This window comes from Kordia sp. E (assembly GCF_056033805.1).
Genome location: NZ_JBRASR010000002.1, coordinates 575394 through 588348 on the forward strand (window position 1 = coordinate 575394; position 12955 = coordinate 588348).

Consider the following 12955-nt stretch of genomic DNA (forward strand, 5'->3'; position numbering starts at 1 on the left):
TTAGTTTTCTGTTGTTTGTTGCTCGTCTTTTACTTTTATATCTGTTCCTAAACGTTGTAAGTAGGCAATCAATGCCGTAATCTCACGATCTTTTATTGGAATAAACGTTTCACCAGTTGCTGCTGCTGTTTTTTTAGCTTCTTCAAAAGATTTTTTCAAATCAGGATCTTCATATAAGTTTCGTACAATTCCCAACGCTTGTTCGTCCATTGATTTCATTGCATCTGCAATTTCTTCTTTCGAATACGGAACGCCTAATGTTACCATTGCTTCCATTTTGTCTTGCGTTATCGATCTGTCCAAGGCGTTTCTAATTAACCAAGGATAGGAAGGCATAATGGATTTTTCTTCAATTCCTCTTGGATCGTACATGTGTTTGTAATGCCACGAATCTGACTTCAATCCACCTTCACGATGCAAATCGGGTCCGGTACGTTTACTTCCCCAAAGGAATGGATGATCGTATACAAATTCTCCGGCTTTGGAATATTCGCCATAGCGTTCTACTTCACTTCTAAATGGACGTATCATTTGTGAATGACAACCGACACAACCTTCTCGGATATAGATATCTCTACCTTCCAATTCTAATGGTGTATATGGTTTCACTTCCGTGATCGTTGGAATGTTAGAATCAATCATAATCGTTGGAACAATTTGCACAATTCCACCAATTAAGATCGCAATTGTAGCATAAATTGTTAGTTTGATTGGCTTACGTTCTAGCCAAGTGTGCCATCCTTCTCCTTTTGTACGCTTTTTAGAAACACGTTGCAATGCTGGTGCTTCTGCTAACTCGTCTTCTACTTTGTTTTTCGACTTTACAATTGTCATTACAATGTTATACGCTAAGAAAAACATTCCGAAAATGTATAATGAACCTCCAATGGCACGCATCCAATACATTGGCATAATCTCAGTTACCGTTTCTAAGAAGTTTCCATATACTAATCGTCCATCTGGTCCAAATTGTTTCCACATAAATGCTTGTGTAAATCCAGCCACATACATTGGCAATGCATACATAATGATTCCCAACGTTCCAATCCAGAAGTGTGCATTTGCCAATCCTTTAGAGAATAGTTTCGTTTTAAATAATCTTGGTACTAACCAATAAATCATACCGAAAGCTAAGAATCCATTCCAAGCCAACGCGCCAACGTGTACGTGTGCAATAATCCAATCCGTAAAATGCGCAATTGCGTTTACATTTTTTAAGGATAATAATGGACCTTCAAAAGTTGCCATACCATACCCTGTAATTGCAACTACCATGAATTTCAATACAGGATCTGTTCGTACTTTATCCCATGCTCCACGAAGTGTTAGTAATCCGTTAATCATTCCTCCCCAAGAAGGCATTAGTAACATTACTGAAAAGGCAACTCCTAAGTTCTGTGCCCATTCTGGCAATGCCGTATATAGTAAGTGATGTGGTCCTGCCCAAATGTATATGAAAATCAACGACCAGAAATGCACAATAGATAACCTGTACGAGTAAATTGGTCGGTTTGCTGCTTTTGGAATGAAGTAATACATCAATCCTAAAAATGGTGTTGTTAAGAAGAATGCTACCGCATTGTGTCCATACCACCATTGTACCAACGCATCTTGAACTCCTGCATATACTGAATAACTTTTCATAGCACTTACAGGTAATTCTAAACTGTTGAATATGTGTAATACTGCAACCGTAACAAAGGTTGCTAAGTAAAACCAAACTGCAACATATAAGTGACGCTGTCTTCTTTTTAAGATTGTCCAAATCATATTCGCTCCAAACGCAACCCAAATAATTGCAATTGCAATATCAAAAGGCCATTCGAGTTCCGCATATTCTTTGGAAGTTGTGTATCCTAGCGGAAGCGTAATTGCGGCTCCAACAATGATTAACTGCCATCCCCAAAAATTGATCTTACTCAATAAGTCACTTGCCATTCGGGCTTTTAGCAATCGTTGCAGCGAGTAGTACACACCTGCAAAAATGGCGTTCCCTACAAAGGCGAAAATTACCGCGTTGGTATGCAATGGACGTAAACGTCCAAAACTTAACCAAGAAATACCTTCTCCTATGGTTGGAAACAGAAATAAGAGTGCTAATAGTAATCCTATTAACATTCCTACAATTCCCCAAACAATGGTGGCGTAGATGAATTTTTTAACGATTTTATTATCGTAATAAAACTGTTGGAGTTCCATAATTATACCTATTTATTAGTGTAGTTAGTTGTTTCTGTTGTTTTCTCTTTTACCAATTCGTCTTCAAATAACATACGAACTGATGGTGTATAACTGTCGTCAAATTGTCCGCTTCGAACCGCTATGATAAAAGCGACGAAGAAGAATATTGCGACGGCAATACTTATGGTTAGTAAAACATATATAACACTCATACCTATTGAAGTTATGGCTCAAAAGTACGTGCGTATCATTTCCTAAAAAATGACATTTATCATGTTTTGGATTTAATTATAAATTCGATTTAGTTTAGGATGATTCTTGATAAGGAGAGTTGATATAACACTTAATTAACTACCTTGTTAAACAACTAATTTTTACAATTTAACTTTCGTTTTCTTTGCTTTCCCAAAGAAAAGAAACAAAAGAAAGGGAATTTTTCCAGAGGTGTTTTTAGCTGAAAAAGCTAAAACCGCATTCATTTTTCTAAATTTTCTCCAAGGCTTCAAAAATTCTTAACGAAAAATGATTGCTACACTTCGGAAAAAGGCAACATCAAGCACGTAAAAAATTTATATTATCTAAGTTTTCTTCCTAAAAAGGATGTGCAAATTGTAGTGAATACAACAATACTTATAGAACTCAACGGCATTAGAATTGCAGCAATTACAGGCGCTAATTGTCCTGTAATGGCAAAATACAATCCAATACTATTGTAGATAAATGACAAAACAAAACTCCATTTAATAATCTTAATCGCAGCTTTGGAAGCATTCACATAAGTATCTAACTGCTTGAATTTGGAAGCATCCAAAATAGCGTCGCATGCAGGAGAAAATACATTTACATTTTCCGACAAGGCAATTCCGACATCACTTTGTGCCAACGCGCCAGCATCATTTAAACCATCGCCGACCATCAATACTTTTGCTCCTTCATTTTGATGGTATTTTATATATTCAAGTTTGTCATCAGGTTTTTGATTAAAGATGAGTTTTGTTTTTGACGGTAATAGCTTTTTTAAGTTTTCGAGTTCACCTTCGTTATCTCCCGAAAGGATTGCCAAATCATAAGTTTTCTTTAAATTATTAAACAGTTTTGATAAGCCTTTTCGATACGAATTGTAAAATGTATATTTTCCTTTATAATTATCATTCGTACTAATGTGAACTGTTGTATTTAATATTCCCGATTCTTCTGTATAACCTACAAACTTTGCTGCACCAACTTTGATGTTTGTATCGTGATAACTCGCTGTCATTCCTTTTCCAAGGTGTTCTTCAAAATGATCTAACGTTACAATATTGTGTTCATCTAAAATGCTATACAACGTTCTACTTAATGGATGATTGGAACCGCGCAACGTGTTTTTCAATAAGGTTGATTCGACTGTAGTCAATTGTTCACCATCGTAACTTGCCGTACTTTTTTGATTGGAAGTTATCGTTCCCGTTTTGTCAAAAATAATTGTATTAACTGCCGCTAATTGTTCTATAACACTTGCGTTTTTTACATAGAATTTCAACTTTCCAAAGATTCGTAATAAGTTTCCAAATGTAAATGGTGCAGCTAATGCAATGGCGCACGGGCATGCAATAATTAACACTGCTGTAAATACATTCATTGCTTTGCTCGGATCGTAAAACAACCAAAAAGCAGTTGCTATAAAAGCTATGGAAAGTACCGTAAGTGTAAAGTGTTTACTTATTGCGTTGGTTAATGTTGTAAATCCTTCTTCTTTATTTTTGTCAAATACCGCATTACTCCACAATTGTGTGAGATAACTTTGCTCTACTGATTTGATAGCTTCCATTTCAATTACACCTGACGTTTGTTTTCCACCTGCAAATATTTTGTCGCCTGATTGCTTTTGAACCGTTTCCGATTCACCTGTGACAAAACTGTAATCAATTTGAGCATTTCCGTTAATCAAAATTCCGTCTACAGGAATGAGTTCTTCATTTCTAATGACTAAACGATCTCCTTTTTTGATATCATAGACTTGTATAGGTGTTTCTATTGTGTTTTCAATCTTCGTAACTGCAATTGGAAAGTATGATTTGTAATCGCGTTCAAACGATAAAAATGTGTATGTTTTTTGTTGGAAGAATTTCCCAAGTAATAAGAAAAAGACCAATCCTGTAAGGCTATCAAAGAATCCTGAACCGAAATCGAACATTATTTCTATAGAACTTCTTATAAATAATACTAAAATACCTAATGCAATTGGTACATCAATGTTGAGTAATTTGGCTCGTAAACCTTTATAAGCAGAGATAAAATAATCTTGTGCAGCATAAAAAACTACAGGAATTGAAAAGGCAAACATGAGCCAACGAAACACAGGTTTGTATTGTTCTATCCAAAATCCATTTACTTGAAAGTATTCTGGAAATGATAAAAACATCACGTTTCCAAAGGCAAATCCTGCAATTCCAAGTTTGTAAATTAAGGTTCGATTGATTTTGTTTTTCCCTGTGGAATAATCTTCTAAACTAATGTATGGTTCATATCCAATTTGACTTAATAACAACACTACTTCTTTGAGTGAAAATGTTGTAACGTTATAAGTGATTCGAACTGTTTTTTTACCAAAATTAACTTGTGAAGCTGTAATTTCTGGCTTGAGTTTGTGTAAATTTTCCAGTATCCAAATACAAGAACTACAATGAATATGTGGAATATACAACGTAACTACTTGTGTAGTATCATCATTGAATTCCAGTAATTTATCAATAATGTTTTGTTCAGATAAGAAATCATATTTTCCTTTTATTTCTGTTGGAATTGCTCCTGGAGACGCTTGTAAATCGTAGTAGCACGACAAGTCGTTTTCAGAAAATAATTCAAATACTGTTTTACAACCATAACAACAGAATGATTTTTCTTCAAGTTGTATGACCTCTTCTAAACACGCATCTCCACAGTGAAAACATGTAGTTTCGTTGTTCATAATTTTGCTCATTTATACCTGTAACAAAGGTTACAAATGAATCCATTTTAAAATATGATATTTGTCATGCTTTAATTATTTAATAATCCTTTATTTAGTGGCTATGAGCAAGTGTGAACAATGTATTATTAGACAGTTTAATTCTTTGAAATCGTTAACCAAAGAAGAATTGATGCGTATTTCTGGTTGTAAAACATCGAAAGTTATAAAAAAAGGACATTTAATTTTTAATGAAGGTGATACGATAAATGGTATTTTTTGTGTGCGTGATGGAATTTGCAAATTGACAAAGTTGAGCGCCAATGGAAAAGATCAGATTGTAAAACTAGTCGTAAAAGGTGATTTGTTAGGACAACGCTCATTGGTTAGTGAGGAATCGACTAATTTGAGTGCGACAGCTTTGAATGATATGCAAGTTTGTTTTATTCCGAAGCACGAAATTATGCGTGATTTATATGAAAATACCAACTTTTCTATGGATGTTTTAAAAACTATGGCAAAAGATTTGAGAGAAGCTGATAATGTAATTGTAAACATGGCGCAAAAATCTGTAAAGCAAAGACTCGCAGAAACCTTATTATACATTTATACTGCTTTTGGAACTACTGACGAAGGTATGTTAACAATTATTCTTTCGCGAGAAGATTATGCAAATATTGTGGGTACAGCGACAGAATCTGCTATTCGAATTTTATCACAGTTTAAAAAAGATGGTTTTATTTCTACCAAAGGAAAACAAATCAAAATTGAAAACATGGATGGTTTGAAGCGTGTTTCTTAATTTCTACCATACTTAGCAAGTATTTCTATTTTACTTTTTTTATAAAAATAAAAAGTTTCTATTTTTTTCGTAACAAAAATTTAAAAATGACTCTTCATGGAAAAGCGTCTATATTCCTAATACGTATTTAAAAATTTAGGAAGTTATTTAAACTATATGTAATGAAAAAAAAGAACCTAAAATCATTAAAGCTTAACAAAAATTCTATTTCAAATTTATCTTCAACAGAAGTAACAGGAAAAGGACCTCTTACTATTAATCAGAATTGTGATAATGTTTCTAGAGATTGTGTTCCTACTGTTATGCATACAAATACAACATGTGGTTTTACTTTCGACTATGTTTGTAATCATTTTACTAAAAATAATGATTGCTTCGGAGTTACGCGAGAAAGATCAATATGCCTTTGTTAAGAAATATTTTAATACAAAGCGAATTTTGGTTCGCTTTGTATTTTGTTGTAGAATATCATGTATCAAACACTTTCCAATCTTTTTCCTACCTTTAATAACAAGAAACTAACACCAACCACATGGAAACTGATGCACAAACCTTAAAAAAGAAACAACTTAAAGAAGCCGTATTATTAATTATTGCTATTTTGATTTTGACTTCTGTCGGACTTTTCTTTTTAAGGAACCATGCTGAAAAAGAAGGGAAGGAACTCATGAAACCTATGGATGAAGTGAGTCGTCTTCATACAGAGGAAGGCATTAAAGACTGCGTTAACATAAGTGAAAACCAAACAAAGAGTTTAGTTAAATTAAATAATGCATTACAAAAGTATAAAGAGCAACACGAAATTACTTTTTTGAAGTTGTATAAATATCATTTTACATCTTCAACCTTGTTTTTAATCTTTTCAATTTTATCAGCATTGGCATTGTTTTTAATTACACAAGAAGGTTGGAAAAACACTTCACATTTTATTAGAACATTATTCCTTTCGTGTACAGCTATGGCTTCTTTCTTTGGATTGTCATTGAGCACTTTTGAACAGAAAATAAGTATAGATCAAAATGCAAATGCTTTTATTGATTATGATAATTTACAAAAAAGATTGCGAAACTTTTGTGCAACATCAATGACTATAGAAGGAGATTCTATCTCTTTTGAAAAAATGCATTCTGCAATTATGAAAGAAACTGAAAATTTGCATGGTTTCTACTTAGAGTTTGATGCTGAAAATATTAATACTGCTACTATTTTTAGTTTAGATCCTAATAAGAAAGAAACGGAAACAGAGAAAAATAATGATGAAAGCAAAGAATAATTCAATAAAAAAACATTCAGAAGCCTAAATTGACATTTCAGCAAATAACATGTTTCTCAAAAAGTAAGTTCCTGTATACTTGTAATAGCGAATGTCGAAAAGCTATTATAGAGTAGACAAAATTTAAAACATAATTCACGATGAAAACATCTTCCTTAAAAGCATTCAAGGAAAAAAGAAATCATGTAATTCCACAAGAGTTATTACATGCTATTTCGGGAGGAACTGAAACTTCTTCAAGTGCTGACGGAGAACCAACAGATCCAATTCCACCAGCGACAACTCATACAGATCCGCCACCACCGCCACCACCAAAAACAACTATTTATAGAATAGACGAAGATTTCGTTTATAGCTGATATAAAAAAAGCGGTTGGTTTTAAGAAGTCAACCGCTTTACAAACCCACATTAGATCTCCCAAATCTATTTCCCCAACATTAATAACTCATTGACTACAACTTCCGTTACATAGCGTTTTTCACCTTCTTTTGTTTCGTAAGAACGATTTGTAAGTTTTCCTTCAATCGCAATTTCTTTTCCCTTGACTAAATATTGTTCGGCAATTTCTGCGACTTTGTTCCAGGCAATTAAGCTATGCCAGAATACGTTTTCAACCTTTTCTCCTTGTGCGTTTTTATATGTTTCATTTGTAGCTATTGAAAATTTTGCCAATTTCTTTCCATCGTCTAAGGTGATGATTTCTGGGTCGTTTCCTAGATTTCCAATTAACTGTACTTTGTTTCTAAGCGTATTCATAATTTCTATTTTTTAATGTTAATAGTATTTTTAGTAATCGAATCGTTTTATTGTTCGACTCTGCAAATATGAACCGACTCATAAGTTTTATTCGGTTGACACTCATTTACTTTCGTTTACAAACATTTGTAAGCGTTTGTAAACGGAAAATTCAACGTTTGTTGTGATTTTTAAACACTTATACATTTCTTTTCATCAAGTCATACTTATTTAATATTTTGTGCTAATAATCAACTGTATTTTTTTAAACTCATGAATATACTTATAGAAACTAATCGACTTATTATTCGCGCTTTAACAGAAGATGATTTGGACGGTATGTTCGCGCTCGATTCTGATCCGGAAGTACATACATATTTAGGCAATAAACCTATTACACAAAAAGAACAAGCACTTGACTATATTAAAGATGTGAATAAGCAATACAAGGAACGTAATATAGGTCGTTGGGCAGTTGAACTTAAAGAAACTGGCGAATTTATTGGTTGGTGTGGTTTGCGTTTTTATACTGATTATACATTTAATAACCTTACAAATTTTCATGATATCGGTTATCGATTACGTCCTGAATTTTGGAGAAAAGGATTTGCTACTGAAGCTTCAAAAGCTTGTTTGGAATACGCTTGGAATGTTTTGAAACTTGATAAAGTATATGGAATTACTGAAAAAGAGAATGAAGGTTCGCACAAAGTATTATTAAAGATTGGTTTAACCTATTTAGAAGATTTCTATTATGAACCTGAAGATATGATGTTACGTTGGTATTCAATTTCTAAACCCAAATAATCATGGAACAAAAATGCTTGGAATGTAGTGATAACTTTAAAGGTAGAATTGACAAAAAATTTTGTAATGATTATTGCAGAAACGCCTATAATAATCGATTGAATAAAGACGGGAAAAATCTAATCAGAAATATTAATAATCGTCTCAGAAAAAATTGGCGCGTCTTAGAGAATTTGAACGTACACAAAAAAACAAAAACGATCAAAGCAAAACTTTTGGAAAAAGGATTTGATTTTAGTTACTTTACTTCTATCTATATCACAAAAGCTGGCGCCACATATTATTATGTGTATGATCAAGGATATTTGTTATTAGAAAATGATTATTATTTATTAGTAAAAAAAGATGCTTAGTATGAAAAAAGGTCGTGGTATTATTGGTATTCTATTGGTTTTAGTATTGGTCGGAATTCGATTGTATAGAAACTATGATAGGGAGGAGCAAAATAAAGAAACCATGGAAGAGAATGCTAAATTTATCATGGAAGCTCAAAAACGACAGCAAGAATCAGCATACAAAGCACAGCAAGAACTAGCTCAAAAACAACGTGATTCTGCTTTTGAAGCACGAAAAAAAGAGCAAGACGAACAAATAAAGCAAATGCGTGAAGCTGTAAAAAAGCTAGAAGCAGAAGAAAAAAAACAATAACTATCATATGGACATTTCAGAATATCTAATTCCTATACTTTTCATCGGTGGTGTTGCCATTCTTATTATTGTTGGTATCTTTTTCAGTGATAAGTACCGCATTTTACGTGAACTAAAAAAAGTGCGCAGAAAACAGATTCATAGCGTACGCGAAAACGAATATGTAAAGATTGTTGGAAAAGCAAAACATGCTGGTGAACCATTAATTGCGCCACTTAGCAAACGAAAGTGTGTGTATTATGATGTGAAAATAGAAGAGAAAAGAGGGAAACATTGGAAAACTATGATTGATGATGTCCTATTTCAAGATTTCTTTATCAGCACTGGAACCGAAAATGCTATTTTAAGTTTGCACGTGCAACACAAAGACACAAAAAGAATTCACTTAGTTACAGATCATTCATTAAATTCTGGAACTTTTAAAAATACAAACCCTGAAGTAGAACAGTATTTAAAACAAAAAGGAAATAAAAGCACTGGTTTTTTAGGCATGAACAAAACACTTCGTTATAAAGAAAGTATTATTGAACTTGATGAAGAAATTGCCGTAATGGGCATTGGAAAATGGAAAACGATTGACACACCAATTGATGGTTATTCTGATTCAAGAGTATTAACTTTAACAGGTTCTAAAGAACAAAAATTACTTGTAACTGATGAGCCAAAAGCTATGAAACGCGTTCAAAGGCGTTTGTAAATTATTTCCAATTTTGTCCTTTCAATTTCATTGCAGCTTTTAAAATATCTTTCTGACTAATTTGCCCAACTAGTTTTCCGTTTTCAACAATTGGAAAACGTCTTCTTTTAGATTGAATAAATTTATTTGCTGCATCAAAAATATCTAAGTTACCATCAATAGTTTCCACATTTTTTGCCATATGTGTTTCTATTGTATTTTGCTCAAAAGGCATGTTATAGTAGCGACTATCCGAAATTTGCTTGATACAATCTCCTTCCGAAATAATTCCGACTAGTTCATTTTTTTCATTTACAACTGGCCCGCCAGAAATTTTATGTTGTATCAATTTTTGAATCACTTCTTCCACAGTTTGTTTTGGTGTAAAAGTGATCAAATTTGTAGTCATATAATCACTCACTTTAAATGCTTCTGCTTTGTTTGTACTATTGGCTTGTACTTTTCGCGCGCCTTGAAAACTTTTGATACCCATAATTTCTAAGATTTAGTCAATACTAAAGTTACTCATTTTTAATTAGTTAACCTAAAACTGTAATTCCTTACGATTTACTGTTTAGTTTTTCTTATTTTTAGAAAACTTAATTAGCCACCAATGAACGCCTTAAAACCACGCTATACATTTTTATCTTTTTTGTTAATTTCTTTAGCTGTATACTATAGTTTTTTATTGACAATGCCGCAGCAAACATCCGAAGGAAAAGTTCCTAAGACTGAATTTTCTACGGTTCGTGCTTTTGCACATGTTAACGAACTTGCCAAAGAGCCACATTATGTAGGCTCAAAAGCACATGCGACGGTTCGGAACTATATTGTAACTGAGCTTACAAAATTAGGGTTACAACCAGAAGTTCAAGAAGGTTTTACGCTAGATAATTGGGGAAATATTTCGAAACCAAAAAATGTACTCGCCAGAATTAAAGGTAAAAACAGCTCAAAAGCACTTTTATTATTGTCACATTACGATAGTGATCCTCATTCAGCTGTTGGAGCAAGTGACGCTGCAAGTGGTGTTGCAACTATCTTAGAAGGAACTAGAGCATTTTTAGCCAAAAATGAACAACCTGAAAACGATATTATTTTATTACTTTCCGATGGAGAAGAATTAGGTTTAAATGGTGCCGAATTATTTGTAAATACACATCCGTGGGCAAAAGATGTAGGTTTGGTTTTAAATTTTGAAGCGCGTGGAAGTGGCGGACCAAGTATTATGTTATTAGAAACAAATGACGGAAATGCTAAACTTATTAAAGCATTTAAAGATGCTGGAACAAAATATCCTGTCGGGAATTCGCTTGCATACAGTATTTATAAGATGCTTCCAAATGATACAGATTTGACGGTTTTTAGAGAAGACGGAAACATTCAAGGGTTCAATTTTGCTTTTATTGACGATCATTACGATTATCACACCGCAAATGATACTGTTGAAAATTTAGATTTTAATACGTTATCACATCAAGGAAGTTATTTAATGCCATTGCTTGATTATTTTTCCAAGCTAGATTTAACACAGATGACAACTTCTGAAGATTTAATTTACTTCAATTCACCTTTCGGATTTCACACCTATCCTTTTTCTTGGATTTTTCCTATGTTGATTCTTATTGTAATCATTTTTATAGGTCTAATTATTTATGGTTTACAGAAAAAAATAGTGTCTTTAAAAGGAATTATGTATGGGTTTATTCCTTTTTCAGCAACACTTGTCATTAGTTGTGTTGCTACAGTTTTGGGTTGGATGTTTATCAGTTGGTTGTATCCGCATTATGCAGAAATTCAACAAGGATTTACGTATAATGGTTATACATATATTTTTATGTTTGCGTTTCTTTCTTTAGGAATTGCTTTTTATTGTTATCATAAATTAGGGAAAGATAATACAGCTGCTAACTTAACAATAGCACCGCTTTTCTTTTGGATTATTATTACGCTACTTGCAGCGTTGTATTTAGATGGCGCAAGTTTTATTAGTATTCCTGTATTGTTGAGTTTGGCTTCTTTAGCATATTTAATTTTCAAAGAAAAGCAACAATCACTTACACTTACGTTGATACTGACACTTTTAGGAATTCCTGCTATATTTATATTAGTTCCTTTTATTAAGTTATTTCCTGTCGGACTGGGCTTAGGTATTATTGCTGTAGTTGCTTTACTCGTTACATTGATTATTGGGTTATTAATGCCAATTTTCGGATTGTACAAACGCAAAAAATGGACTGCATATGTATTCTTTTTGGCTACGTTTATTACATTTTTTGTAGCGCATTCACAATCAGGATTTACAGAAACACAACAGAAACCTAATAGTTTGGTTTATATTTTAGATGCTGATAAAAATGAAGCTACTTGGAATACATATGACTTAAAATTAGACGATTGGACGAAGAATTACATCAAAGATGAAGCAACTGTTTCCAAATCAAAAGATGTAATGGATAGTAAGTACAATGCTGAATTTACATTTACACAAAAAGCACCCGTAAAACAAGTTTCCATGCCAATCGTAGAAACGCTGAAAGATACTATATACAACAATTTAAGACATATCAATATAAAGATCAGTCCGCAACGAAATGTACACAGAATTGAAGTTTTTGGAGTTAAAACACAATTGGCTTCATTAACTATTAATGGACTCACTACTGATGAAAAATATAATACGAGAAGACGTTTAGTGAGTTATTATGTGTCTGATAACGAACCGTTAGAATTATCGTTTACAACTGCTCCAAACGCTAAACCTGAGTTTGTTATTTATGAAGCTTCTTTTGATTTGATGACAAATTCGTTGTTTTCTATTCCTGAGCGATCAAAAGATATGATGCCAAGACCTTTTGTATTGAATGATGCTGTTTTAGTGAAGAAAACAATTCGGTTTTAAT

General features: G+C 32.9%; 14 protein-coding genes. 9 read left to right on the forward strand and 5 right to left on the reverse strand.

Going from position 1 to position 12955, the window contains the following annotated elements:
* The 3 genes from ccoN to ACUUYC_RS05655 all read right to left on the reverse strand — a co-directional run bounded on the left by ccoN (position 1) and on the right by ACUUYC_RS05655 (position 5131).
* On the reverse strand, positions 1–2199 hold the full coding sequence (gene ccoN / locus ACUUYC_RS05645) for a cytochrome-c oxidase, cbb3-type subunit I (RefSeq protein WP_474264501.1): 2199 nt from the start codon (positions 2197–2199) through the stop codon (positions 1–3).
* An 8-nt stretch (positions 2200–2207) separates the two neighbouring features.
* A complete protein-coding gene (gene ccoS / locus ACUUYC_RS05650) occupies positions 2208–2393 on the reverse strand; it encodes a cbb3-type cytochrome oxidase assembly protein CcoS (RefSeq protein WP_474264502.1) in 186 nt (61 codons plus the stop codon).
* 362 nt (positions 2394–2755) lie between these two features.
* Complete coding sequence (locus ACUUYC_RS05655; protein ID WP_474264503.1) at positions 2756–5131, reverse strand: heavy metal translocating P-type ATPase; 2376 nt, start codon at positions 5129–5131, stop codon at positions 2756–2758.
* 103 nt (positions 5132–5234) lie between these two features.
* On the opposite strand from ACUUYC_RS05655, the gene ACUUYC_RS05660 reads away from it, so the two are divergent.
* The 4 genes from ACUUYC_RS05660 to ACUUYC_RS05675 all read left to right on the forward strand — a co-directional run bounded on the left by ACUUYC_RS05660 (position 5235) and on the right by ACUUYC_RS05675 (position 7544).
* On the forward strand, positions 5235–5912 hold the full coding sequence (locus ACUUYC_RS05660; protein WP_474264504.1) for a Crp/Fnr family transcriptional regulator: 678 nt from the start codon (positions 5235–5237) through the stop codon (positions 5910–5912).
* A 161-nt stretch (positions 5913–6073) separates the two neighbouring features.
* Complete coding sequence (locus ACUUYC_RS05665; protein WP_474264505.1) at positions 6074–6325, forward strand: hypothetical protein; 252 nt, start codon at positions 6074–6076, stop codon at positions 6323–6325.
* Positions 6326–6444: 119 nt separating this feature from the next.
* Entirely contained in the window at positions 6445–7185 is a 741-nt protein-coding gene (locus ACUUYC_RS05670) for a hypothetical protein (RefSeq protein ID WP_474264506.1), read from the forward strand.
* A gap of 140 nt (positions 7186–7325) precedes the next feature.
* The gene (locus ACUUYC_RS05675; RefSeq protein ID WP_474264507.1) at positions 7326–7544 is read left to right on the forward strand and encodes a hypothetical protein; all 219 of its coding nucleotides are present in this window, start codon (positions 7326–7328) and stop codon (positions 7542–7544) included.
* Between the two features lie 65 nt (positions 7545–7609).
* On the opposite strand, the gene ACUUYC_RS05680 is transcribed toward ACUUYC_RS05675, so the two are convergent.
* Positions 7610–7942: a single-stranded DNA-binding protein gene (locus tag ACUUYC_RS05680; RefSeq protein ID WP_474264508.1), complete on the reverse strand. Its 333-nt coding sequence runs from the start codon at positions 7940–7942 to the stop codon at positions 7610–7612.
* A gap of 252 nt (positions 7943–8194) precedes the next feature.
* Here ACUUYC_RS05680 and ACUUYC_RS05685 point away from each other — a divergent pair, with 252 nt between their 5' ends.
* From ACUUYC_RS05685 to ACUUYC_RS05700, 4 genes are read left to right on the forward strand one after another with little or no spacing between them, the layout of a single operon-like run.
* A complete protein-coding gene (locus ACUUYC_RS05685; protein WP_474264509.1) occupies positions 8195–8728 on the forward strand; it encodes a GNAT family N-acetyltransferase in 534 nt (177 codons plus the stop codon).
* Positions 8729–8730: 2 nt separating this feature from the next.
* On the forward strand, positions 8731–9081 hold the full coding sequence (locus tag ACUUYC_RS05690; protein WP_474264510.1) for a hypothetical protein: 351 nt from the start codon (positions 8731–8733) through the stop codon (positions 9079–9081).
* A 1-nt stretch (position 9082) separates the two neighbouring features.
* Positions 9083–9376, forward strand: a complete 294-nt coding sequence (locus ACUUYC_RS05695) for a hypothetical protein (protein ID WP_474264511.1) — start codon at positions 9083–9085, stop codon at positions 9374–9376.
* A 7-nt stretch (positions 9377–9383) separates the two neighbouring features.
* Entirely contained in the window at positions 9384–10073 is a 690-nt protein-coding gene (locus ACUUYC_RS05700; protein ID WP_474264512.1) for a hypothetical protein, read from the forward strand.
* A 1-nt stretch (position 10074) separates the two neighbouring features.
* Here ACUUYC_RS05700 and ACUUYC_RS05705 read toward each other — a convergent pair whose 3' ends face one another.
* On the reverse strand, positions 10075–10545 hold the full coding sequence (locus tag ACUUYC_RS05705) for a CBS domain-containing protein (protein WP_474264513.1): 471 nt from the start codon (positions 10543–10545) through the stop codon (positions 10075–10077).
* Positions 10546–10665: 120 nt separating this feature from the next.
* Between ACUUYC_RS05705 and ACUUYC_RS05710 the strand changes: the two genes are divergently transcribed.
* On the forward strand, positions 10666–12954 hold the full coding sequence (locus ACUUYC_RS05710) for a M28 family peptidase (RefSeq protein WP_474264514.1): 2289 nt from the start codon (positions 10666–10668) through the stop codon (positions 12952–12954).
* Position 12955 lies beyond the last annotated feature (1 nt).